The following is a 22,692-nucleotide window of genomic DNA, read 5'->3' on the forward strand; positions in this document are numbered from 1 at the left end:
CTCACTCCTGCCTCCCCACTCCCCTTCCCTTACTCTGCCCTCTCGTCCCTCTCCACTCGTTCCCGGCTTTCAGCCACAATGCGCGCATGTCCGACGCACCCACCACCGCGCTGCTCGCGGTCAACCTAGGCACGCCCGAGACACCCACCGCCCCGGCGGTACGTCGCTACCTGGCCGAGTTCCTCGGCGACCGGCGCGTGGTCTCGATTCCCCCCCTGCTGTGGAAGCCGCTGCTGTATGGATTGATCCTGCCGCTGCGCGGCGGCCGCTCGGCGCACAAGTACGCACAGGTGTGGATGGCGGAGGGCTCGCCGCTGGCGGTGCATACCCGCCGCCTGGTGGCCAACATCGCCCGCGAACTGCCGCACTGGCAGGTACGCGAGGCCATGCGCTACGGCCAGCCGGCGCTGCAGCCGGCGCTGGACGCGCTGGCCGCGGCCGGTGCCACGCGCATCGTGGTGCTGCCGCTGTACCCGCAGTATTCGACCACCACCACGGCCTCGGTCGAGGACAAGGTGCAGGAGTGGCAGGCCCGCCACCGCGACGTACAGGTCCACACCATCCGCGACTATGCCGACGACCCGCAATGGGTGGCGGCGGTGGCGGCCTCGATCCGCGACTACTGGCAGGCGCACGGCCGCGGCGACCGCCTGGTGTTCTCCTTCCATGGCATCCCGCAGCGGCTGGCGGACGCTGGCGACCCGTATCCGCAGCGCTGCGAAGCCAGCGCGCGGGCGATCGCCGCGGCGCTGGAACTGGGCGACGGCGACTGGCAGCTGGCCTACCAGTCGCGCTTCGGCCGCGAGCGCTGGCTGCAGCCCTATGCCGAACCCACGCTGTGGGCGCTGGCCGAGGGCGGCGCGCGGACGCTGGACGTGGTCTGCCCGGGTTTCGCCACCGACTGCCTGGAAACGCTGGAGGAAGTGGCGATGGGTTTCACCGCCACCGTCGCCGAGCGCGGCGCCACCATGCGTTACATCCCCTGCCTGAACGACGCTCCCGCACATGCCCGCGCGCTGGCCGCGCTGGCCGTCGCCCAGGGCGCATGACCTCGCCGTTCGAACTGGACGCCGGCGGCCTGCGCGTGGCCGGGCTCCGCGCCGGCACCCGCGGCGGCACGCCGGTGCTGGCACTGCACGGCTGGCTCGACAACGCCGCCAGCTTCGTCCCGCTGGCGACGCGGCTGCCGGCGCTGGACTGGGCGCTGGTGGACCTGCCCGGCCACGGCCTGAGCGACCCTCTGCCTGCCGACGCGGCGTACACCACGCCGCAGGCGATCGTGCAGGTACTGGCGATCATGGACGCGCTGGGCTGGGAGCGCTGCGTGCTGCTGGGCCACTCGATGGGTGCGGCGATCGCCAGCCTGGTGGCGGCGGTGGCGCCACGGCGGACGCAGGCGCTGGTCGCCATCGAGGCGCTGGGCGGCCTTGCCGCACCCGCCTCGCAGACCGTCGAACGCCTGCGCGCGCACGTGGCGGCACTGGCCGCGTTCAGCGACAAGCAGTTGCGCGTGTTTGCCGATATCGCCGCGCCGGTGCGCGCGCGCATGCTGGCCAACCAGCTGGACGAGGCTTCGGCGCGGCTGCTGGTTGAACGCGGCGTGCGCCCGGTCGCCGGGGGCTGGAGCTGGCGCAGCGACCCGCGGCTGATGCTGCCCACCGCGGTGCGCATGACCGAAGAGCAGGTGCGCGACGTGCTGGGCGCGATCCAATGCCCGGCGCAGGTGATCTACGCCACGCCGGCGCAACCCTACTTTCCCGAGCCCGAGCGCAGCCAGCGCGCGGCATTGCTGGCGCATGGCCGCCTGCATACGCTGCCCGGGCACCACCACCTGCACATGGACCAGCCCGAAGCGGTGGCGGCGGTGATCCGCGATTTCCTCGGGACGATTCCCGGCGGCTGAGACCGCGGCGACCGCGCGCGGATGCGAGCCGGGCGGCTGCGTCAGGCGCCGCGCAGCAACTGCCGCAGGGTCGCCTTGAGCCGGCGGCCTTCCTCGCGCAGGTAGTCGCGTTCGTGCCGCCAGTGCGGGAAACGCGCCTCCACCTCGGCCCAGAAGGCCGGCGAATGGTTGGCCTGCAGCAGGTGGCACAACTCGTGGACCAGCACGTACTCGAACGCCGCCGGCCGCGCCAGCGCCAGCGCCAGGTCCAGCGCCATCGAACCGTCCGGCGCCAGCGAGCCCCACTGCGAGGACATCACCTTCAGCCGCACCCGCGCAGGCGCGCGTGGCAGCCCCGGCAGGTAAGCGGGCAGCCAGCGGCCGACGTCGGCGCGCATCCGCGCCTCGTAGAACTCGCGCAGCACGCGCCGCAGCGAAGCGTCGCCGGCCCGCGCCGGCAGCTGGATGCAGGCGCCTCCGGCATCCACATCGATCCGGGTGAAACGGCCTTCCTGCCAGCACATCGGCAGCAATTCCCCGCGCAGCGGCAGCACGCCGGGCTCGCGCAATGCCAGCGGCGGCGCCAGCAGGCCCTCGCCATCGAACCGCGCCAGCTGCTGCTGCAGCCACTGCCGGTTGGCCTGCAGGAAGCGCTCCCCGGACGCCAGGCTGGCGCGCAGCGGCAGGGTCAGCCTCGCGCCGCGTTCATCGACGCTGAGCTTGAGCCGCCGCGCACGCGGGTCGCGCACGCGCAGCACGTCAATCTCGGCATCGTCCAGGCGCAGCCGCACGGTGTCGCGCTGGATGACGGGCGCGGCGGCGGCGGCCAGGCGGCGGAACAGGGTGGTCATCGCTCCAGCATAGTCCCTGGGCGGCCGCCGGGACGGTCGGCGGATCGCCCGTTCAGCTGTCGGCCTTGCTCAGCTTGAACGCCTGCTCCAGCAGCAGGAACAGGCGCCGGATCTCGCCGCTCTGCAGTGCGAACCGGGCGTCGAGTTCGGCGCGGCGGCCTTCCTCGTCGATGTGTTCGAGCTGGTCCAGGGCGCCGTCGAGGAACTTGAGCTTGCGCACGATCAGGTCGTCGCCGAGCACGAAGGACAGGTTGTCCTCGAACACCAGCGCCAGCTTGGTGACCTGCTTGCCGGCGTCCAGGTGCTTGTCGATCTCGTCGCAGCGCAGTTCCTGGTGCTGGCACTTGACCACCGCGCCGCCTTCCACCGGGTCCTTCATCTCGCACTCTTCGCCCAGGCTCAGGCCGTCGGGCAGGGGCTCGCCGGCGATCCACGCGGTCAGGATCGCGCGCGGCGCGACCTCGGCGTTCAGCGGCATCGCCGGGAAACTGCCGAGCATGCCGCGGATGTCGCTCATCACGTTCTCGCCGGTCTTGCGGCTGGAACTGTCCACCGCGACGTAGCCATGCTGCAGGTCGAGGAAGGCGTCGGTGCGCGAGCTCTTGACGAAGGCGCGCGGCAGCAGCTCGTGCAGCAGGTCGTCCTTGAGCCGCTTGCGCTCGCGGCCGCCGGGCTTGCGCCCTTCCTTCTCCTCGATCTCCTCCAGCTTCCGCGCCAGCAGGTCGTTGACCACCGCGCCGGGCAGGATCTTCTCCTCGCCGCCGACGGTGAGCCACAGCGCATCGCCGATGCGGTGCGAGAACTGCTCCTTCTCTTCGCGCCCGAACGGCGAGATGAAGCCGCGCGAACTCATTTCCAGCGCACCGACCGGCTTGAGCGCGACGTGCGGCAGCAGGGTATCGACCTCGGAGAAATCAACCGAGGTGGGGAAGCGGAACAGGGTGAGATTCTTGAAGAACATGGATGTCCTGCGAAATGCGTGATCGGCGGAAGGAATCCTCCCGCCCGGAAAAAGCGCCGCGACGCGGCGCATGAATCATGACGGCCGCGCCGCCTCAGTCCTCTTCCTGCGGAAGCGCGGCCTGCTTGTCGCCGCCGGCCAGCCATGCGTGCGCATCGGGCAGCGGCGCGTCGTCGCGGCGGCCCAGCGCCATGAAATCGAACAGGTTGGGATCGGCCATCTGCGAGGGGCGGATGTCGCCCAGCGCGCGTGCGATCTGCTCGATGCGGCCGGGGTGGTCCTTTTCCCACTGCTGCATCATCAGCCCGACCTGCTTGCGCTGCAGGTTCTCCTGGCTGCCGCACAGGTTGCACGGGATGATCGGGAACCGGCGCGCCGCCGCGTAATCGATGATGTCGCTCTCGCGCACGTAGGCCAGCGGGCGGATCACCACGTGCTTGCCGTCGTCGCTGCGCAGCTTGGGCGGCATGCCGGAGATCTTGGCGTGGTGGAACAGGTTCATGAAGAACGTGGCCACCATGTCGTCGCGGTGGTGGCCCAGCGCGATCTTGGTGAAACCGTTGGCCTCGGCGTAGCTGTACAGCGAGCCGCGGCGCATGCGCGAGCACAGCGAACACATGGTCTTGCCTTCCGGGATCACCCGGCTGACCACCGAATAGGTGTCCTGCTCGATGATGTGGTAAGGCACGCCGATGCCGGCCAGGTACTCCGGCAACACATGCTCGGGGAATCCGGGCTGCTTCTGGTCCAGGTTCACCGCCACCAGCTCGAACGGCACCGGCGCCTTCTTCTGCAGCTGCAGCAGGATGTCCAGCAGGGTGTAGCTGTCCTTGCCGCCGGACAGACAGACCATGACCTTGTCGCCGGCCTCGATCATGCCGAAGTCGGCGATGGCCTGGCCGACCTGGCGGCGCAGGCGCTTGCCGAGCTTGTGGTGTTCGCGTTCGGCCACGCGTGGATCGCGGGCGCGCGGGGCGGGATCGGGAAGGGGAATGACGGCACTCATTCCCCTATTGTAAGGTCGTGTGGACGGCATGTTCGGCTGGACAACACCTTATTCGCCGATCCACGTGGCCGCTCGATCAACCACCGCTCAGGGCTTGTACCAGGTGTACAGGTGGGCCAGCGGAGCATGGTCGCCACCGCGCCGCGACAGATACAGATTGCCCGGCAGCGACAGCGTCTTGCGGATGCCGGGCTCTTCGTCCGGCAGCGGCGCCATCGTGTCGACCTGCGCATCGCGCGGATCCACTTCTGCAGCCACCGGCAGGCGACCGGCGTACAGGTCAGCGAGCAACCTGCCAAGTTCGGCATTGTTGGCCTGCAGTGCGTCGGCCAGCGTGCGGCAACCATCGGATGACCACATCCGGCTGCGCATGACCGCGGCGTTGGCGGGGGTCCAGTCGGCCAGCTTCGCCTCGCGCAGCCGTTTTTCATGATCCTTGATCAGCGGAACGACCGCTTTGCGGGCCTGTATGTCACCCGCATTCGCCTTGGCGATCAGCTCCCTGGCCGGACCACTGGCATGTCGCTCGTGCTCCCGGGCCAAGGCCTTTTCGATGTCTTCCGGGGTCTTCGGTGCAAGCGACACCTGGTCGGAGAACACGATGAGCCGGTCCGTTCGCGCCGGACGGGAGGCCCATTTGCGATCAGCGTCACCGATACCGGGAGCGTAGGTGTCCACCTTCAACGATGTGATCACCGTCGAGAAGTCCGGCGCCATGCTATAGGCTGCCGACAGTACGTGGCGGCTGGTCTTCGTATCGACCACGTCATCGATGTCGCTGTTCCCGCTGAGCACCACGTGCTGCGGGGAGACGCCCCGGGCCCACGGCGCGGCAGCCATGCTCTCGCTCACCGCGCTCGCGAGCGCCTGGCCACCGGGCAGGCGGCAGCCGGCCTCCTGCAGGCTCAGGTGCGCCGGCTCGACCAGCGACTTCGCTTCCTCCTTCATGGCGGCAGCGATGATGGCACCGGCAATCAGCCCCCCGCTGCGCCTGCCGCCATCATCTGCCCCATTGAGGCCCCGGGCACCGTGCTCAGTGTATTGGCGACCGCATTCTGGGCGAGCTGCTGGGTGAGATACGGGTCGTGGACGGAGCTTCCATACGGCAATTGCGTGCGCAGCTCCTCGTTCAGTACGACCACATGCCGCTGAAGACCGCCCAGGACCTGGGCATGTTCGACATAGAAGCCGGCAGGCTCCGCGGCTTGCACCGCATTCGTGGTCAACACCAACAATACACCTGCCCAGAATGGACAGGAAACGGCGGATCTCATCGATCATTCTCCGGTACGGTGCGTGCGGGTCCCCACCCGCTGCGACGACTCTACGGCTTTGAGCGTCCGCCTGCCATGGCCGGCCGTCACTCCTCTTGGGGGTATGCTTGCGCCGTGAACTCCCTCATGCCGCCCGCCGAGATCAGCCAGCGCATCGCCGAACTGCGGGCCGAGCACCGCAGCCTGGACGAACGTATCGGCAGGCTCGCCGCCAACCCGGATGACGAACTGGACGCGAAGCGGCTGAAGAAGCGCAGGCTGCAGCTCAAGGACTGCATCGCCCGCCTGGAAAGCATGCTGATTCCCGACGAGCCGGCCTGAACCGCAGCGCCGCCACGCCCGCCACTCAGGCCGCGTGGCGGGCGATGACCCGCTTCGCTTCCAGCAGCGATGCACCGCTTTGCCGGCGGTAGGCCCGGATCGCGGCGATCCTGTTCCCGCTGCGCAGCAGCGCCTTCACCGCGTCCGACGGGTCGGGCAAGGCGGAAACATCACGCGGCGGGCGCAGGGCGTGCAGCGCGGCGAACACGCTGGCGATCGCCACCCCCAAAAAAAATCCGATGGCCGCATTGCCGTCTCCTTCCACTGCCCGGTGCAGGGGAATCTTCAGCCCGCCGCCGGTTCCTCCGGCTTCACCGCCTCCGGGCTCACCCGCTCGATGGTGTGGCGCAGTTCGCGGCCGAGGATGAACTTGGCGTCCTTGGCCCAGGCGTCCAGGCGCTCGTCGAACAGCAGCTTGCTGTTCTCGTCCGGCCACACCAGGCGCAGCTCGCGCATCTTCTGGATGAAACCGCGGAACAGGGTTTTGTCGAAGAACTCCGGCGCGGCCGGAGCGTAGAGCAGGCTCAGGCGCTGCGCGGCCTGCTGGCACAGGCTCTCCAGTTCGGCCGCGCCGAGCACGCCGGGGCCGTTCTTCACCAGCACCGAGATGGCGATGTAATAGCGCTCGAACGCCTGTTGCAGCGAGTGGCCGATGGCGCGCAGGCGGAATACTTCATCGGTCTGGCCGGTGCTGCGCGCGAGCATACCGCCCTCGTCCTCGCCCACCTGCTGCAGCAGGCCTTCGCGCACGAACACGTTGATGGTCTGCTCGATGCGCGCGGCGAATTCGTCCTCGGTCCACGGCAGGAACAGCTCCTGCTGCAGGAACGGGTACAGCCCGCGGCCCAGCCGCAGCAGGCCGGCGCGGCTCATGCGGCGGTTGTTCTGGAAACAGCAGGCCACCCACGAGGACGCGGTGAACAGGTGCAGCACGTTGTTGCGGAAATAGCTCAGCAGCACCGCGGTATCGCCGCTGACGCTGAGCACGTCGCCCAGCGGGTGCTTGACCCGGGTGAGGACGTTGATCTCCTCGGCGTGGGCGATGATGCGCTCGGGCGAATGCGGGGTGACCGTCACCCGGTCCGAATACGGCAGCTCCACCAGCAGCTTCTTGCACAGCTCGATCTGCGCGATCAGGTCGGCCTCGCCCATGGCGTGCTTGGGCGTGGACAGCAGCGCCAGCGCCAACAGGTTGATCGGGTTGACGTCGGCGGCGCCGTTGATGCGCACCTGGATCTGCTCGGCCAGGGTATCGACCGTGCTCGACAGCCACGACGGCTTCTCGTCCTCGGACACCGGCTGGCCATCCCATTCCGGCGCCTTCTCGGCCAGCACGTCGTTCAGCGCGATCGGCTCACCGAAGTTGACCACCACCTGGCCGTAATTCTGCTTGAGCACCTTGGGGATGCCCCACAGCAGCGCCCAGATCGACTCCTTTTCCTTCGGCCGCCCGGACAGCTCGTCCAGGTAGCTGTTGCCCTCCATCAGCTTCTCGTAGCCGATGTAGATGGGCTGGAACAGCACCGGCTTGCGCGGCTGCCGCAGGAACGCGCGCAGGGTCATCGAGATCATGCCGCCCTTGGGCTGCAGCAGGCGCCCGGTACGCGAGCGCCCGCCCTCGACGAAGTACTCGATCGAATAGCCACCGGCCACCAGCTGCGCCACGTATTCGCTCAGCACCGCCGAGTACAGCGCGTTGCCGCGGATGCTGCGGCGGATGAAGAACGCGCCGCCCTTGCGCAGCAGCGTGCCGACCACCGGCAGGTTGAGGTTGATGCCGGCCACGATGTGCGGCGGCACGATGCCGCGGTCGTACAGCAGGTAGCTCAGCAGCAGGTAGTCCATGTGGCTGCGGTGGCTGGGCACGTAGATCACTTCGTGCCCGGGCGCGGCTTCCTTGAACTTGTCCAGGTGGTGGACCAGCACGCCGGCGTAGATGCGGTTCCAGACGTGGGTCAGCATGAAACTGGCCGAGCGCACCACCGGGCTGGAATAGTCGGCGGCGATCTCCCAGGCATAGCCCTGCGCCTTCTTCCAGGCATCGGCCGGCCGGGAGTTGTCGCGCTTGGCCTGGGCGGTGATGGCCTCGCGCACCGGCTCGGCTTCCAGCACCTTGTCCACCAGCAGGCGGCGGGTGGACAGGTCCGGGCCGATGATCGATTCACGGATGCGGCGGAAGTGCGCGCGCAGCACGCGCTGCAGCTTGCGCACGGTGCGTTCGGGCTCCAGCCCCTCTTCCACGGTCTCGCGCAGCGAAATCGGCGCGGCGAAGCGCACGATGCTGTCGCGGCCGTTGAGCAGCACCGCCAGCAGGCGGCGGAAGCGGCCGACCAGCGCCCAGTTCTCCGAGAACAGCACCGCGAACCAGCCGCTCTGCTTGTCCGGCGCGCGGCCGACGAAGATCGACACCGGCACCAGCTGCACGTCCAGCGCCGGGTTGGCGCGGTGCGCCTGCAGCAGCCGCGCCAGCGAGTCGGAGTGGGTGCGGGCGCCGCGCTGCTCGGGGATCAGCGCGTTGTTGCTGGAGCGCCGCGACAGCGCGACGTAGGCGCGCTTGCGCCCGGTCGGGTCGCCGGCCAGCGGCACCAGCGGCGACGGCAGCCCGGCGTCGCGGCAGGCCTTGTCCAGGATCAGCGCGTTGGACAGTCCGTAGTCCTCCAGCACGTAGACCACCGGCTGCGCCGGGTCGTGCTGCAGTTGCTCGGGCTCGATCTTCAGGCCGAGCCACGGCTCGATCAGGCGGCCCAGCAGGCGCGCCCACAGCGGGCGCCGGCCCGGGCGTACGGGCGGTCGGCCGGCCGTGGCCGGCAGGGGGGAGGCGGCCGCGGCGCTGGTGTCGCCCGGCGGCAGGAGTTCGCCCTGGTCGGGCCCTGGATTCTGTTTCGACATCGGCGACATTATGGCGTAGCTGCCGCCGCCCGGCTGTTCCCGGCGTGGGCATCCGCGTCGGCGGCGGTGCCGGCCCCGGGGGACACGGTGTCCGCCGGTGGCGGCGCGGCGGCACGCGCGGCCGCCAGTACCGCGTCCACTTCGGCCAGGGTGCGGGCCAGGTACCAGTGGCCCTCCCGGCGCTGCAGTGCCACCTGCAGGTCGATGTCGTGGCCGGCCAGCGGGTACTGCACGTGGACCACGGCATGGTCGCCGTCCTGGCTGGCCAGGCCGGTGCGCATCTGCGCCACGCTGTCGTCCAGCGACAACCCGTAACTGGCCAGCACCTGTTTGCTGGCCGCGGCGAACGGTGACAGCCGCTGCAGGCTGCCGGTCATGCCCGCCGCCTGCAGCGCGGCGTCGCTGTCCAGGCCGGTGGCGCGCGCGGCGGTGGTCAGGGTGGTGATGGTCGAGCGGGCCAGTTTGGGATCGGACAGCGGCGCGGCCTGGGCCCAGGCGCTGAGCGCCTTGACCAGCTGCACGTAGTGGGCGCGCTCGTCGTCGCTGTAGTCGCCCTGGTGGCTGATGTACTGCTCGCCGAACAGGCCCAGCGAGTGCGCGGCCTGGCGCACGCCGGCGGCCTGCCCGGCGATCTGCGCCTTGAACGCGCGCTGCAGCCGGGTTTCGGCATCGGGCGCGGACAGCGTGGCCAGCAGCGCCGGCAGTTTGTCGTGCAGGGGCAACTGGTCCAGCGGCCAGCGGCTGTGGCCCTGGGCCCAGGCCGCCTCCAGCTCCGCGTACTGCGCCGGCGGCACCGCCGCGCGGGCATAGCCGGCCAGGTCGTTGTCGTGCAGGTGCTGGACCAGCTGGCGCACGGCCGCTGCCGGCTCAGTGGCCGCACCCGGCAAGGGCTCGGGCGTGCGCCGGCACCCGGCGGCGAGGACCGCCACGGCGCACAGGGAGAGCAGGACCAGACGCGAACGGCTGCGAGATGAACGGCGTGGCATGGCGTCGTTGGTCCTCCCCCGGGGCCGTCGCATCTTGCGGCCTGCACGGTGACAGCGGCAAGCGCGGACGCGAAACCGGCGCCGCCCGGGTTGCAGGCAAAAAAAAGAGGCCGCCCCGTTGCCGGTGGCGAACCTCCTCAAGCCGGCGGAGCCGGGGACATGTGACACATCACCGGCAGGGCCGGGACGGGGCACAGCCTACGCGCCCGCTTCAGTTAATGCAACACTTCATAAATCAATACTTAACTCATTGATTTTCAATTGAAGAAATCCGCAATCTCGCGCTGCATGGCCTGGGCTGCGGCGCGCGGATCCGGCGCCAGCCGGATCGGCCGGCCGACGACGATGGCGTCGGCGCCATCGGCGAACGCCTGGTCCACGCCGACGGTGCGCTGCTGGTCGTCACCCACCGGGCCGCCGGGACGGATGCCCGGGCAGACGATGGAGAAACCACGGCCGGTGGCGGCGCGGATCGGCGCGGCCTCCTGGCCGGAGGCGATCACGCCGTCGATGCCGGCGCGCTGCGCGGCCAGCGCGCGTTCCACCACCACGTCCACCGGCTCGCGGTCGATGCCCATCTGCGCCAGGTCGGGGCGGCCCATCGAGGTCAGCACGGTCACCGCCAGCAGCCGCATGTCCGAGGTGTTGGCCGCGGCGGCAGCCTGCATCATCGCCGGATGCCAGCCGTGGATCGTGCAGTAGCTCACCGGCCACTGCGACAGCCGCCGGATGACGCCGGCGACGGTGGCCGGGATATCGAAGAACTTCAGGTCCACGAACACGCGCTTGTCGCGCCTGGCCAGTTCGTCCAGCACGGCGAAGTACTCGCCCGAAGCCAGCAGTTCCATGCCGATCTTGTAGAACGACACCGCATCGCCCAGCCGCTCGACCCAGTCGATGGCCTCGGCGCGCCCAGGCACGTCCAGCGCGAAGATCAGGCGCTCGTCGGTGCGCAGCGGCATCGGCCCGCGGCTCATTGGGCCAGCTCCAGCGCGGCGCGCTTGGCGGCGCGGCGCTCGGCTTCGGGCAACGACCAGGCATTGTTGAACTGCGCCGGCTCCCAGCCGCCATAGGTGGGATTGGACAGCATCCACCAGCGCTGCCCGAACCAGCCCTGGTGGGCCTGCAGCAGCGCATCGCGGCCGGCCTGGGTGTTGACCCCGATCGCGGCGAAGTCGCTGAGCTGGTCGCCGAACTGCATCAGCACCCGGTACTGCCGCGCCACCAGCTGGCGGCGGCAGGCCTTCTCGCTGCCTTCCTGCTCGCAGCCGGCCACGTACTTGTCCAGGCCCAGGTAGACGTCGTCGCCGGCCACCGGGAAGCCCAGCCGGCGCAGGTTGGCCAGGGTGACGTCCTTCATGTGCTCGGTGCGGTTGGTGACGTAGATCATGGTCACGCCCTTGGCCGCCGCGGCCTGCGCGAACTCGACCGCGCCCGGCACCGCGCCGGCCTTGCCTTCGGACACCCAGGCGTCCCAGCTGACGTCGTCGTAGCTGCCGCCGTTGCGCACCAGCCGCGCCTGGTAGGGCGAGTTGTCCAGCACGGTTTCGTCCACGTCCACCACCACCGCCGGCTTCAGCCCGGGCGACTGCTGGCTGCCGCCTTCCTGCGGCAGCAGCGCGGTCCAGGACGGGTCGGCGAGCGCGCGGTCCAGCTGCGCGGCGGCGGCACGCCAGGTCTGCAGGGCGTTGGCGCGGTATTCCTGCGAGCGCTGCACCCACAGCACCGCGTTCAGGTTGTCATTGGGGCCATCGCTGGCGGCCGCCAGCGGCGCCGGGACGGCGGGCTCGCCGTGGACCAGGGGCCGGGACGTGCTGCACGCGGCCAGCGACAGCAGCGCGCCAGCGAGCAGGAGGGAGTGGCGGATTCGGGACATGGGCACGGCTACCGGACAGAACGAAAACCCGGCAAGTTTACCGGCTCGCCACCCGCCCGGCGTCGGCGACGCGCCCTCGGCTATGCTTGCGCCCCCTCGCGCGACCGGATGCCGACACGATGACCGACACCCCTGCCCCCTTGCCCGTACCCGTGCTCGACGCCGCGCAGATGCGCGTGCTCGGCTGCCTGGTCGAGAAGGAAGCGACCACGCCCGAGACCTACCCGCTGACCGTCAACGCCGCCCAGACCGCGGCCAACCAGAAGACCGCGCGCGACCCGGTGATGAACCTGGATGCGGGTACCGTGCAGCACGCCCTGCGCCAGCTGGAAGCGATGGGCCTGGCGCGCCAGCATTTCTCCGCGCGCGCCGAACGCTATGAACACCTGCTTGGCGGCAAGCTGGACCTGCCACGGCAGCAGGTCGCGCTGCTGGGCCTGCTGTTGCTGCGCGGCCCGCAGACCGCCGGCGAGCTGGCCACGCGCAGCGAGCGGATGGCGAAGTTCGCCGACGCCGAGGACCTGCGCCACCAGCTCGGGCGCCTGATCCAGCGGGGGCTGGCGGTGCAGCTGCCACGCGCGGCCGGCCAGCGCGAGGACCGCTACATGCACCTGCTCGGCGGCCCGGTGGACGTGGACGCGCTGGCGGCGCAGTTCCGCGCACCCGCGGGCGCGGCCGCGGGCAACGGCGCGCTGGAAGACCGCGTGGCGCAGCTCGAAGCCACCGTGGCGGCGCTGCAGGAGCAGCTGGCACAGCTGCAGTCCCGGCTGGACGATTGAGCCAACGTAGCTGCGGGGCTTGCCCCGCAGGGGGCATCACCGTGGACGCCCCGCCAGCGGCCAAGGCCCACCGCCGCGCCGCGATGCATGCCGCGGCCATGCCTCCGGCAGGCGCGCCCCGCCGCCCGGGCACGTCCCAGGTGCGGCGCGGCCTAGGTGTGTAAACCCAGCAGGTTGTTCAGTGGTATGCGGGAGATGGGTGGTTTGTAGCCAAGACTGGCGTGAGGGCGGTGCCAGTTGTAGTGGTGCAACCAGCCATGGAGGGCATCGGCGCGCTGCCCGGAGTTGTCATAGGCGCGGGCATAGGCCCATTCGCGCAGGCTGGTCTGCACCAGACGTTCGGCCTTGCCGTTGGTGCGGGGCGTATAGGGACGCGTGCGCAGGTGGCGCAGGCCGAGCCGACGGACCAGGCGCTGGAAGCGGCGCGACCTGTAGCAGGTGCCATTGTCGGTCAACACCCGCTCGAAGCACACGCCCAGGCTGCGGTAGTAGCGCACCGTACGGATCAGGGCCTTGCAGGCACTGGTCCCGCGCTCGTCCGGCTCGATGGAGGCGAAGGCCACGCGCGAGTGATCGTCGATGGCCAGGTGGACGTATTCCCAGCCGATGCCCCGGTGCCGGCGCGACCGGTCGCCGGTGACACGGTGGCCGGGGGAGCCGATCCGCCCCAGCTTCTTGATATCCAGATGCAGCAGTTGGCCCGGTAGGGCGTATTCGTAGCGGTTGTGCGGCAGCGCCGGTTCCAGTTCGGCCAGCCGATGCAGGCCGGCGCGGCGCAGCACCCGGGCGATGGTGCTTGGCGCCACGGACAGGCGCTGGGCGATCTGGCGATAGGTCTGGCGTGAGCGGCGCTGCTCCAGCACCTGCGCCACGATCACCGGGGATAGGGCGTGGGGACTGGAATGCGGTCGGGAGCTGCGGTCCGTCAAACCACCCGGACCCTCCTCCCGGTAGCGCTTGAGCCACTTATAGGCCGTGCGTACGCTCACGCCGGCCGCGTGGGCGGCCTCTTCGATGCGCAGGCCCTGTACCAGGATGCGGTCCACAAGCAGGGCTCGACCGCGTGGGCTCAAACGGGCATGTTTATGCAGGTTCATCCGGGGCTCCTGGGGGCTGGTTGGCTTCGTAACCCCCATCTTCCAGCGATGCCCCGGATGAACAACCTACTGAGAGATCACAGCTAGCCCGTCGCCGGCGTGTTGAGGAACAGCAGCAGGTCCTCGTCCTTGCCGGGCAGGCGCACGCTGCCGTTGGCCTGGAATCCAAGCTTTTCCAGCAATGCGACCGACCGCGCGTTGCCCGGCGTCACGATCGCGCACAGCGCCCCCAGCCGCAGCACAGCGCGTGCATGGCCCAGCACCGCCCGCGCCGCCTCCAGCGCATAGCCCTGGCCGGTATGCCGCGCGAGCAGGGCGTAGCCGAGATCGGCATGCGGCAGCGCGGCGCGGTGCACCAGCCCGGCATTGCCCAGCCAGGCGCCGTCGCTGCGCCGCTCGACCGCGTACATGCCGTAGCCGTGCCGTTCGTAGCTCACCATCGGCCCGTTGCGGATGCAGTCCCGCGCCTGTTCCAGGGTCCGCACCCCGCGGTCGCCGATGTAGCGGTGGAAGCCCGGCTCGTTGAGCAGCTCCAGCATCGCCGCGGCATCGCCGTCGTCGTCGCGCAGCAGGCGCAGGCGCAGTCGTTCGGTTTCTATCAGCATTGCCTAGCCCGCCGCGGTCGTTGCATGCAGGGTCGCTCCACGCAGGCGTGGGCGCAAGCGCCCGCCGGCGGCTAGTCGAACAGCGCCTGGATCGCCGCCAGCCCGGCCTGCGCGCGTTCCTTCTTGTGCGCGGCGTCGGCCACCGGGTCGGCGCCGTCGCGCTGGATCTCGGCCGCCGGCAGCTCGTCGAAGAAGCGGCTGGGCTTGAGCCGCACGTGCTCGCCGAACTTGCGGGTCAGGCGGCTGTAGCTCATCCACAGCTGGATCTTGGCGCGGGTGATGCCCACGTACAGCAGGCGCCGCTCTTCCTGCAGGTTGCCCTCGTCGAGGCTGACCTGGTGCGGCAGCACGCCGTCCTCGCAGCCGACGATGAACACATACGGGAACTCCAGGCCCTTGGAGGCGTGCAGGGTCATCATCCGCACCTGGTTGCCGCCGTCGTCCTTGTCGCTGCGCGAGATCAGCGCCAGCTGCGCGGCCATGTCCGCGGCACTGGCGCCACGCGGGCCGTTCTCGAACCACGAGGCCAGCTCCTCGAGGTTGGCGGCGCGGCGCTCGTAGCCGGCGGTGTCCTTGGCCTGGTGGCGCAGCTCGGCCAGCAGGCCCGAATCCTTGGCCACGCGCCGCACCAGGTCGCCGGAGGACATCTGCCGCATGTCCATGCGCAGCGCGCGCAGGATGTCGGTGAAGCGGCTCAGGCTGTTGGCCGCGCGCGGCGGCAACTGCGCCAGCGCGCCCATCGCCTCGGCGGCCTGCGCCATCGACATGCCCTTGTCCGATGCCAGCTCCGCCAGCTTGGCCAGGGTACCGGCGCCGACGTCGCGCTTGGGCGCCTGTACCGCGCGCATGAACGCGGTGTCGTCGTCGGGGTTCACCAGCAGCCGCAGCCAGGCCAGGGTGTCCTTCACTTCCTGCCGTTCCAGGAACACGGTGCCGCCGGTCAGGTGGTAGGGCACCCCGACCATCTGCAGCGCCTTTTCCAGTGGCCGGCTCTGGAAGTTGCCGCGGAACAGGATGCAGAAATCGCTCCAGGGCGCGCGCCGGCTGGTGGCAATGAACTGGATCTCGGCGGCCACCTTTTCCGCTTCGTGCTCGCTGTTGCGGCATTCCCACACGCGGATGCGCTCGCCGTCGGCCTGGTCGGACCACAGCGTCTTCAGGTGCTCGTGCGGGTTGTGCGCGATCAGCGCGTTGGCCGCGCGCAGCACGCGGTTGGAACAACGGTAGTTCTGTTCGAGCTTGATGATCTGCAGCGACGGGTATTCCACCGCCATGTTCTGCAGGTTCTCGGGGTTGGCGCCACGCCAGGCGTAGATCGACTGGTCGTCGTCGCCCACGCAGGTGAAGTTGCCGGCCGGGCCGGCCAGCTGCTTGAGCAGCCGGTACTGGGCATCGTTGGTGTCCTGGCACTCGTCCACCAGCAGGTAGCCGATGCGTTCGCGCCAGGCCAGGGCGATGTCCGGGTTCTCTTCCAGCACCTGCACCGGCAACCGGATCAGGTCGTCGAAATCGACCGCGTTGAAGGCGGTCAGCCGCGCCTGGTACAGCGCGTAGACCATCGCTGCGTCCTTCTCGCGGTTGCTGCGCGCGGCGGCCATCGCCTGTTCCGGCGACAGGCCGCTGTTCTTGGCCCGCGAAATCAGGTTCTTCATGTCCTCGATGTCGTCGGGCTTGGCATTGCCGCCGCCGAGCAGGTCCTTGACCTGGGCGGCCGCATCGTCGGCATCGAAGATCGAGAACCCGCGCTTCAGCCCCACCGCGGCGTGTTCGATCTGCAGGAACTTCAGCCCCAGCGCGTGGAACGTGCAGATGGTCACGTCCTCGGCCTGCCCACCGTGCAGGCGCTTGGCCACGCGCTCGCGCATTTCCTTGGCCGACTTGTTGGTGAAGGTGATCGCGGCGATGCGGCGGGCGCTGTAGCGGCCACTGCCGATCAGGTGGGCGATCTTCTCCACGATCACCCGGGTCTTGCCGCTGCCGGCGCCGGCCAGCACCAACAGGGGGCCTTGGGTGTGCAGCACCGCCGCGCGTTGGGGGGATTGAGGGAGTCCAGCATGGGTATGGGGGGATATCGTTATGGATTCTAGCGAGAATCCATGTGCTACGCTCCGCCACAGCCAAGGATCCGGAGGCTGTATGCGCAGAATAGGGAATGTAGGGGTGTTGCTACTTGCAGCCGTCTGTATCGCTGTTTTACCCACCAGCGCCGCAACCGCACAGTCGTCGGGCGTGCCACAGGAATTCGACCAGGATCTTGTAGCTGCGGGGCTCCTGTCGTCCCACCCGGACATCCTGTATCGGAATTTCGGCATGGACCTTCTGGGACGCGGCCACCACGAGAGGGGGATGAAGGCGCTTCTGCGTGCAGCAAGCTATTCCGACAAGCCCTCACAGGCCATCATCGCCGAGGCCTACCTGGAAGGCCGGTTTGGACTTCACCGCGATCCCGCCACGGCCTACGTATGGATGGATATGGCCGCCGAACGGGGCTATCCGGAACTCGTAGTGCTTCGTGAAAAATACTGGGCCAACCTGACTGCGGCAGAACGCTCTCAGGCTCTGGCGTCCGGCTCTTCGATATATACACGCTACGGGGACGAAGTCGCCAGGCCGAAGCTGGCGAGGGTGCTGCGGCGAGGCATGCGCGAAGTGACCGGAAGCCGCACGGGTTTCGGGGGCAACGTGACCATCGTGGGGCCTCTGCTGGAAGGTGGAAGCGGGGCTCCATCGGCCTCTCACGATGCGGCGGCCGTCCCATCGACACGTATTCCGGGCGGCAAGTTCTATCACTCTTCGCTCTGGCAACCCCAGCAATACTTTCGACAACAGGACATGGACTGGAAGGAGCGTGTTGGTCCCACACTTTTCTCCCAGGTCAGGGTCGGCCGACCGGTCATGGACAGGCCGTAATCGCCTGCGTCTTGCGCGCCCGGGTTTCGGCAGCCGTCGGCATGAGCTGAGCTCGGTTTCCGGGTAACCGGTGCCCTTGGGGGAGCCCCTCGATACCGGTGCGCGCCTGGACCACGCGCCCGGCTAAAATGCCCCATGGCCAAGCTCTACTTCTACTACTCGGCGATGAACGCCGGGAAGACCACCACTTTGCTGCAATCGGCGCACAACTACCGCGAACGCGGCATGCGCGTGGCGATCCTGACCCCGCGCCTGGACCACCGCGCCGGCCACGGCGTGGTCGCCTCGCGGATCGGTCTGCAGGCCGAGGCCACCGCTTTCGACCACGACACCGACCTGCAGCGCCTGGTCGAAGGCGACATCGCCGCGCACGGGCGGCTGGGCTGCGTGCTGGTGGACGAGGCGCAGTTCCTGACCAAGGCGCAGGTGTGGCAACTGAGCGAGGTGGTGGACCAGCTGCGCATCCCGGTGCTGTGCTACGGCCTGCGCACCGATTTCCGCGGCGAGCTGTTCGAGGGCAGCCAGTACCTGCTGGCGTGGGCCGACGAGATGCAGGAGATCAAGACCATCTGCCACAGCGGCAAGAAGGCAACCATGACCGTGCGCGTGGACGGGAACGGCTTTGCGGTGCAGGACGGGCCGCAGGTGGAGATCGGTGGCAACGACCGCTACGTGTCGGTCAGCCGCGCCGAGTTCAAGAAGATCACCCGCGGCGAGGGCCGGATCGAACCGATGCAGGCGCCGCTGCCCCTGTGACCGCACGGCCGTGGCGCCGGCATCCGCGGCCGGCGCGGCGGCGGGCCAGCGGCGGGCTCAATGCCCGCCTTCGGCGGCCAGCCGGTCCAGGTCGATGCCCTGGCGGCGCAGGATCGCGGCCGAGCGCAGCGCGTAGAACGCCAGGTAGGCGAAGCACGCCACGCCCACCCAGAAGCTCATGTGGATGCCGGCGGTGTCGGCCAGCACGCCCTGCAGCAGCGGCACCAGCGCGCCGCCCATGATCATCATCACCAGCAGGCTGCTGCCCTGGTTGGTGTGGCGGCCGAGCCCGGCGATGGCCAGTGCGAACACGCACGGCCACATGGTGCTGCAGAACAGGCCCGAGCTGATGAAGGCCATGGCGCTGGTGCGGCCGTCGCTGGCCATGCCCACCAGCAGCGCGGCGATGCCGCACAAGGCGAAGTACAGCAGCATCCGCGCCGGGTTGCCGCGGCTGAGCAGGGTGGCGGCGATCATCACCACGATCACCCCGGCATAGCCGTAGAACTGCGCCACCTCGTGGCGCAGCGCCGCGTTCACCGCCAGGAACACACCGAAGGCGACGAACGGCAGGACCAGGGTCAGCATGCGCCTGGCGCCGCCGCCAATCTCGAACGCGCCGGCGGCGCCGGTCCAGCGGCCGATCATCAGGCTGGCCCAGTACAGCGACACGTAGGGCGCGACCGCGGCCGTGTCCACGCCCAGGTGCTCGCGCATGTAGGCCGGCAGGTGCGCGCCGGTGGACACCTCCACCCCGACGTAGAGGAAGATCGCGAGCATGCCCAGCAGCAGCTGCGGGTAGGCGAACGCCGAGGACCGGTGCGCCAGGCTGGCGGTGTCCTGCGCCTCGCTGCGGGCGACGCCCTCCAGGTCGATATGGTTGGGCACCGAGGAGAACTTCAGGAACAGCGCCACCAGCACGAAGGCCGCGCCCAGCACCAGGTAGGGCATCTTGACGCTCTCGATGCTGGCTTCGGTGTTGCCGCTGGCCACGCTGCCGAAGATCGCCACGCTGACCAGCAGCGGGCCGATGGTGGTGCCGAAGTTGTTGACCCCGCCGGCCAGGGTCAGGCGCTGCGCGCCGGTGGCCGGATTGCCCATCACGATGGCCAGCGGGTTGGCCGCGATCTGCTGCAGCGAGAACCCCAGGCCGACGATGAACAGGCCCGACAGCATCAGCACGAACGAGCCGCTGTTGGCCGCCGGATAGAACAGCAGCGTGCCCAGCGCCGACACCAGCAGGCCCAGGCAGATGCCGTTGCGGTAGCCGATGCGGCTGAGCAGGTCCTGGCCGGCGAGCCGGGAGACGCCGAAATAGACCAGCGAGCCGACCGTGTAGGCGATGTAGAACGCGAACGACACCAGCTGGCTCTGCGCGTGGCTGAGGTTGAAGGCCTTCTGGAAGACCGGGATCAGGATGTCGTTGCTGGCGGCGACGAAGCCCCAGAAAAAAAACACCGTGATGAGCACACCGAACTGCGACCAGCGGGTTTTCTGCGTCATGGCATCCCGATCTCGTTGTCGTCGTCACCGCGGGCGCGCCAGGTCCGCCCTTGCGGCGCCGTGGAGGGCCCTTGCGCTACGGTCGCCTCGCGCCATGCGCCTTCCCCGGGCGGCGACGGACCGTCGGCCGTTTTAGGCGCGATCGGGCGATGCTGTCAACGGATGCCTGCCGCTGTGCCGGCCGCTGCGCGGGTTCGGCATCGCCCAGCGGGCCGGGCGCACGCTGCCGGCGGCACCCGGCAGTGCACCGGCGCGGCGGCTCAGTACAGCGTGCGCTGGTCCGCCGGCGGCGGGTTGTACTGGTAGAGCCAGGTCTCGGTAAGGGCCCTGCCGCCGCTACGCAGGTACAGGCGGATGTCGATCTGCCCGGTCCCGTTGTCGGGCGGCACCAGGTCGAACATGGCGCGGTAGCCGTTGATCTCGCGCAGCGGCCGGGCCGACACCACTTCCACCCGGCCACTGCTGGCTTGCACCACCGCCTCGACCTCGGCCTTGTCGATCAGGCTGGCCAGGTCGCCGCCCTCGAAGTCCACCGCGAAGCGCCAGGAGAAGTACTCGCGCTTCTTGCCGATCACCCCGCCCAGCCCGGTGCGGCTGGCCACGCAGTAGCCCAGCGGCGGCCGCGCCGGCGGTTGCGCGCCCCAGTACAGCCGGTAGCCGACCAGCAGTTCCTGCCCCGGCTGCGGCTTCTGCTTCGGGTTCCAGAACGCGACGATGTTGTCGAAGGTCTCGTCGACGGTGGGAATCTCCACCAGTTGCACCGAGCCCTCTCCCCATTGCCCCTTCGGCTCGACCCACAGGCACGGGCGCTTCTCGTAGAATACGCCGTCGTCCTGGTAATGGTCGAAATTGCGGTCGCGCTGCAGCAGGCCGAAGCCGCGCGGGTTGTTGTCCACGAACATGTTGAAGCGCAGCTGCGCCGGGTTGCACAGCGGGCGCCAGATCCACTCGCCGGCGCCGCTCCACATCGACAGGCCGTCGGTATCGTGGATTTCCGGGCGCCAGTCCCAGGCCATGCGGCGGTCGTTCTCGCCCACCTGGTACATGCTGGTGCACGGGGCGATGCCCAGCCGCTCGATCTCGCGGCGCGGGTACAGCGCGCTGTCGATGTCCATCAGCAGCACGTCGCCGTTGGTGATGGCGAAGCGGTAGGCGCCGGCCACGCTCGGCGAATCCAGCAGGCCATAGACCACCACGGTGTCCGAATCGCGCGCCGGCTGTTCCAGGTAGTAGGCGATGAAATCGGGGAATTCCTCCGGCCTGCCGGTACCGGTGTCGATCGCCAGTCCGCGCGCGGACTGGCCGTACTGGCCCTCCTTGCCCACCGCGCGGAAGTAGCTGGCGCCCAGGAACGCGGCGAAGTCGCGCTCGGTGTCGCTGCGGGTGTTGAGGCGGAAGCCGGCGAAGCCCAGGTCTGGCGGCAGCCGCCCGCCGTGGATGCCGCTGTTGCCGTAATCGAACGCGGCGCCGTCGTAGGCCAGCTCCTGCGCCTGGCCGCCGACCACGTCGAACATGCGCACCGGCGAATGGAAGTACAGGCCCAGGTGGAAGAACCTGGCCTGGAACCTGCCGGGCTGGTCGGCCCACAGCGCGTGGTCCTGGCGGTAGCGGATGGACTGGTACTGGTCCCAGTCCAGCGCCTCCACTTCCGGCGGCAGGGTGCGCTTGTGGCTGCGGTACGGTGCCTGCGACAGCGCGCGCGCCTGGCCCTTGAGCGCGGCGAAGTCGAACGGCTGCGGCTGGCCGATGCGACGCAGGCCCACCTGCCGTTCGGCGGCGGCGCAGGCCGGCAGCGCCGGCAGTCCGAAGGCGGCCAAGGCCAGCGAGGCGCGCTGGAGGAAGTCGCGTCGATCCATGCGGTCGTCCGGTTAGGGGGTGGGCGGATGATAGGTAGCGGCGGGTGAACGAAGGTAAGCCGCGGGTGAAGGCGGGCCCGGCCGCGCGCCGGCCCGCCGCGGCCGCTCAGCGCTGGCAGTGGCCGCACCACACGCTGGCGCGCTGGCCGATGCTGGCATGGCGCAGCGGGCGCCCGCAGCGCACGCAGGCCTGGCCCTCGCGCCCGTACACCGACAACTCCTGCTCGAAGTAGCCGGGGGCGCCGTCGGGACTGATGAAATCACGCAGGGTGGTGCCGCCGCGGGTGATGGCATGGCCGAGGATGTCCTTCACCGCGGTGGCCAGGCGCTGGTAGCGCTCGCGCGACACCTTGCCGGCCTCGCGCAGCGGATTGATCCCGGCCATGAACAGGCTTTCGGCGGCATAGATGTTGCCGACGCCGACGACGATGCGCTGGTCCATCAGGAAGCTCTTGACCGGTGCGCTGCGGCCGCGGCTGCGCGCGAACAGGTAGTCGCCGTCGAACGCCGCGTCCAGCGGCTCGGGGCCGAGCCCGCGCAGCAGTTCGTGGGTCTGGCCCGGCGGCTGCCAGAGCAGGCAACCGAACCGGCGCGGGTCGTTGAAACGCAGCAGGCGCCCGTCCTCGAGGCTGATGTCGACGTGGTCGTGCGCGCGCACCGGGGTGTCGCCGGGCAGCACGCGCAGGCTGCCGGACATGCCCAGGTGCAGCAGCGCGCTGCCGGCATCGGTATCGAGCAGCAGGTACTTGGCGCGGCGGCGGATCGCGGCGATGCGCTGGCCGGGCAGCGCCCGCTCGATGTCCGGCGGAATCGGCCAGCGCAGGTCCGGCCGGCGCAGGATCACGCCATGGATGCGGCGCCCCTGCAGGTGCGGTTCCAGGCCGCGGCGGGTGGTTTCTACTTCGGGCAGTTCGGGCATGGCGGCCATTGTAGGCGTGGGACCACGCCGCCGCGCCGCGCTGTCGCTCCGGGCAGGCGGCAGGCCACCGGCAGAGGCGGGATTGCCGCGGGTGCGGCTTCACCGGGAATGCTGCATGCGCGGCAAGCCCCGCATCTACGACGCAGGCCACCCCACACAGCGCGGGTGCGGGGCTTGCCCCGCGCCCGGGCGTTCCCGGCATGGCCGCTTGTCGGGCAGGC

Annotated in this window: 21 protein-coding genes; 5 read left to right on the forward strand and 16 right to left on the reverse strand. The window is 69.7% G+C overall.

The features are described from left to right. The first annotated feature begins 86 nt into the window (after positions 1 to 86). Together B1L07_15855 and B1L07_15860 are read left to right on the forward strand one after the other, a co-directional pair. Entirely contained in the window at positions 87 to 1,049 is a 963-nt protein-coding gene (locus B1L07_15855; GenBank protein ID AUZ56305.1) for a ferrochelatase, read from the forward strand. After that, positions 1,046 to 1,903, forward strand: coding sequence for an alpha/beta hydrolase (locus tag B1L07_15860; GenBank protein AUZ56306.1), 858 nt, complete (start codon positions 1,046 to 1,048; stop codon positions 1,901 to 1,903). The genes B1L07_15855 and B1L07_15860 overlap by 4 nt, the downstream gene beginning before the upstream one ends. A gap of 41 nt (positions 1,904 to 1,944) precedes the next feature. Here B1L07_15860 and B1L07_15865 read toward each other — a convergent pair whose 3' ends face one another. The 5 genes from B1L07_15865 to B1L07_15885 form a co-directional block, all read right to left on the reverse strand. Beyond that, positions 1,945 to 2,733: a hypothetical protein gene (locus tag B1L07_15865; GenBank protein AUZ56307.1), complete on the reverse strand. Its 789-nt coding sequence runs from the start codon at positions 2,731 to 2,733 to the stop codon at positions 1,945 to 1,947. A gap of 52 nt (positions 2,734 to 2,785) precedes the next feature. Next, positions 2,786 to 3,694, reverse strand: coding sequence for a recombination-associated protein RdgC (locus B1L07_15870; GenBank protein ID AUZ56308.1), 909 nt, complete (start codon positions 3,692 to 3,694; stop codon positions 2,786 to 2,788). Between the two features lie 94 nt (positions 3,695 to 3,788). After that, a complete protein-coding gene (locus tag B1L07_15875) occupies positions 3,789 to 4,730 on the reverse strand; it encodes a tRNA 2-thiocytidine(32) synthetase TtcA (GenBank protein ID AUZ56309.1) in 942 nt (313 codons plus the stop codon). 57 nt (positions 4,731 to 4,787) lie between these two features. Continuing rightward, positions 4,788 to 5,648: a hypothetical protein gene (locus tag B1L07_15880; protein ID AUZ56310.1), complete on the reverse strand. Its 861-nt coding sequence runs from the start codon at positions 5,646 to 5,648 to the stop codon at positions 4,788 to 4,790. A 26-nt stretch (positions 5,649 to 5,674) separates the two neighbouring features. Further along, entirely contained in the window at positions 5,675 to 5,935 is a 261-nt protein-coding gene (locus B1L07_15885) for a hypothetical protein (GenBank protein ID AUZ56311.1), read from the reverse strand. Between the two features lie 165 nt (positions 5,936 to 6,100). Between B1L07_15885 and B1L07_15890 the strand changes: the two genes are divergently transcribed. Next, positions 6,101 to 6,295, forward strand: a complete 195-nt coding sequence (locus tag B1L07_15890; GenBank protein AUZ56312.1) for a hypothetical protein — start codon at positions 6,101 to 6,103, stop codon at positions 6,293 to 6,295. Between the two features lie 25 nt (positions 6,296 to 6,320). Here B1L07_15890 and B1L07_15895 read toward each other — a convergent pair whose 3' ends face one another. The 5 genes from B1L07_15895 to B1L07_15915 form a co-directional block, all read right to left on the reverse strand. Further along, positions 6,321 to 6,518, reverse strand: coding sequence for a hypothetical protein (locus B1L07_15895; GenBank protein AUZ56313.1), 198 nt, complete (start codon positions 6,516 to 6,518; stop codon positions 6,321 to 6,323). Positions 6,519 to 6,580: 62 nt separating this feature from the next. Further along, positions 6,581 to 9,193, reverse strand: a complete 2,613-nt coding sequence (locus B1L07_15900) for a glycerol-3-phosphate 1-O-acyltransferase (GenBank protein AUZ56314.1) — start codon at positions 9,191 to 9,193, stop codon at positions 6,581 to 6,583. After that, complete coding sequence (locus tag B1L07_15905; protein AUZ56315.1) at positions 9,193 to 10,170, reverse strand: hypothetical protein; 978 nt, start codon at positions 10,168 to 10,170, stop codon at positions 9,193 to 9,195. Before B1L07_15905 ends, B1L07_15900 begins: the two co-directional genes overlap by 1 nt. A 257-nt stretch (positions 10,171 to 10,427) precedes the next feature. Then, a complete protein-coding gene (locus B1L07_15910; GenBank protein AUZ56316.1) occupies positions 10,428 to 11,147 on the reverse strand; it encodes an orotidine 5'-phosphate decarboxylase in 720 nt (239 codons plus the stop codon). After that, positions 11,144 to 12,046: an acid phosphatase gene (locus B1L07_15915; GenBank protein ID AUZ56317.1), complete on the reverse strand. Its 903-nt coding sequence runs from the start codon at positions 12,044 to 12,046 to the stop codon at positions 11,144 to 11,146. Before B1L07_15915 ends, B1L07_15910 begins: the two co-directional genes overlap by 4 nt. 119 nt (positions 12,047 to 12,165) lie before the next feature. Between B1L07_15915 and B1L07_15920 the strand changes: the two genes are divergently transcribed. Next, positions 12,166 to 12,825 carry a hypothetical protein gene (locus B1L07_15920; protein AUZ56318.1) on the forward strand — a complete coding sequence of 220 codons (660 nt, stop codon included), beginning with the start codon at positions 12,166 to 12,168 and terminating at the stop codon, positions 12,823 to 12,825. A gap of 152 nt (positions 12,826 to 12,977) precedes the next feature. Here the strand turns inward: B1L07_15920 and B1L07_15925 are convergent, their stop codons facing one another. From B1L07_15925 to B1L07_15935, 3 genes are all read right to left on the reverse strand, one after another. Then, on the reverse strand, positions 12,978 to 13,922 hold the full coding sequence (locus tag B1L07_15925) for an IS481 family transposase (protein ID AUZ56319.1): 945 nt from the start codon (positions 13,920 to 13,922) through the stop codon (positions 12,978 to 12,980). An 83-nt stretch (positions 13,923 to 14,005) separates the two neighbouring features. Further along, positions 14,006 to 14,527: a hypothetical protein gene (locus tag B1L07_15930; protein ID AUZ56320.1), complete on the reverse strand. Its 522-nt coding sequence runs from the start codon at positions 14,525 to 14,527 to the stop codon at positions 14,006 to 14,008. A 71-nt stretch (positions 14,528 to 14,598) separates the two neighbouring features. Next, a complete protein-coding gene (locus B1L07_15935) occupies positions 14,599 to 16,548 on the reverse strand; it encodes an ATP-dependent DNA helicase Rep (GenBank protein ID AUZ56321.1) in 1,950 nt (649 codons plus the stop codon). Between the two features lie 1,024 nt (positions 16,549 to 17,572). Here B1L07_15935 and B1L07_15940 point away from each other — a divergent pair. Beyond that, positions 17,573 to 18,193, forward strand: coding sequence for a thymidine kinase (locus tag B1L07_15940; GenBank protein ID AUZ56322.1), 621 nt, complete (start codon positions 17,573 to 17,575; stop codon positions 18,191 to 18,193). Between the two features lie 57 nt (positions 18,194 to 18,250). Here B1L07_15940 and B1L07_15945 read toward each other — a convergent pair whose 3' ends face one another. The 3 genes from B1L07_15945 to B1L07_15955 all read right to left on the reverse strand — a co-directional run bounded on the left by B1L07_15945 (position 18,251) and on the right by B1L07_15955 (position 22,471). Next, entirely contained in the window at positions 18,251 to 19,696 is a 1,446-nt protein-coding gene (locus B1L07_15945) for an MFS transporter (protein AUZ56323.1), read from the reverse strand. 260 nt (positions 19,697 to 19,956) lie between these two features. Next, entirely contained in the window at positions 19,957 to 21,552 is a 1,596-nt protein-coding gene (locus tag B1L07_15950; GenBank protein AUZ56324.1) for a glucan biosynthesis protein D, read from the reverse strand. 106 nt (positions 21,553 to 21,658) lie between these two features. Further along, complete coding sequence (locus B1L07_15955) at positions 21,659 to 22,471, reverse strand: DNA-formamidopyrimidine glycosylase (protein ID AUZ56325.1); 813 nt, start codon at positions 22,469 to 22,471, stop codon at positions 21,659 to 21,661. Positions 22,472 to 22,692: the final 221 nt, after the last annotated feature.

The organism is Stenotrophomonas acidaminiphila, from assembly GCA_002951995.1.
GTDB classification, from domain to species: Bacteria; Pseudomonadota; Gammaproteobacteria; order Xanthomonadales; family Xanthomonadaceae; genus Stenotrophomonas; species Stenotrophomonas acidaminiphila_A.

Coding starts and splice junctions, on each gene's coding strand:
- B1L07_15855 (AUZ56305.1), top strand. CDS start 87: ATGTCCGACGCACCCACCACCGCGCTGCTCGCGGTCAACCTAGGCACG.
- B1L07_15860 (AUZ56306.1), top strand. CDS start 1,046: ATGACCTCGCCGTTCGAACTGGACGCCGGCGGCCTGCGCGTGGCCGGG.
- B1L07_15865 (AUZ56307.1), bottom strand. CDS start 2,733: ATGACCACCCTGTTCCGCCGCCTGGCCGCCGCCGCCGCGCCCGTCATC.
- B1L07_15870 (AUZ56308.1), bottom strand. CDS start 3,694: ATGTTCTTCAAGAATCTCACCCTGTTCCGCTTCCCCACCTCGGTTGAT.
- B1L07_15875 (AUZ56309.1), bottom strand. CDS start 4,730: ATGCCGTCCACACGACCTTACAATAGGGGAATGAGTGCCGTCATTCCC.
- B1L07_15880 (AUZ56310.1), bottom strand. CDS start 5,648: ATGAAGGAGGAAGCGAAGTCGCTGGTCGAGCCGGCGCACCTGAGCCTG.
- B1L07_15890 (AUZ56312.1), top strand. CDS start 6,101: ATGCCGCCCGCCGAGATCAGCCAGCGCATCGCCGAACTGCGGGCCGAG.
- B1L07_15900 (AUZ56314.1), bottom strand. CDS start 9,193: ATGTCGCCGATGTCGAAACAGAATCCAGGGCCCGACCAGGGCGAACTC.
- B1L07_15905 (AUZ56315.1), bottom strand. CDS start 10,170: ATGCCACGCCGTTCATCTCGCAGCCGTTCGCGTCTGGTCCTGCTCTCC.
- B1L07_15910 (AUZ56316.1), bottom strand. CDS start 11,147: ATGAGCCGCGGGCCGATGCCGCTGCGCACCGACGAGCGCCTGATCTTC.
- B1L07_15915 (AUZ56317.1), bottom strand. CDS start 12,046: ATGTCCCGAATCCGCCACTCCCTCCTGCTCGCTGGCGCGCTGCTGTCG.
- B1L07_15920 (AUZ56318.1), top strand. CDS start 12,166: ATGACCGACACCCCTGCCCCCTTGCCCGTACCCGTGCTCGACGCCGCG.
- B1L07_15925 (AUZ56319.1), bottom strand. CDS start 13,922: ATGAACCTGCATAAACATGCCCGTTTGAGCCCACGCGGTCGAGCCCTG.
- B1L07_15930 (AUZ56320.1), bottom strand. CDS start 14,527: ATGCTGATAGAAACCGAACGACTGCGCCTGCGCCTGCTGCGCGACGAC.
- B1L07_15940 (AUZ56322.1), top strand. CDS start 17,573: ATGGCCAAGCTCTACTTCTACTACTCGGCGATGAACGCCGGGAAGACC.
- B1L07_15945 (AUZ56323.1), bottom strand. CDS start 19,696: ATGACGCAGAAAACCCGCTGGTCGCAGTTCGGTGTGCTCATCACGGTG.
- B1L07_15950 (AUZ56324.1), bottom strand. CDS start 21,552: ATGGATCGACGCGACTTCCTCCAGCGCGCCTCGCTGGCCTTGGCCGCC.
- B1L07_15955 (AUZ56325.1), bottom strand. CDS start 22,471: ATGCCCGAACTGCCCGAAGTAGAAACCACCCGCCGCGGCCTGGAACCG.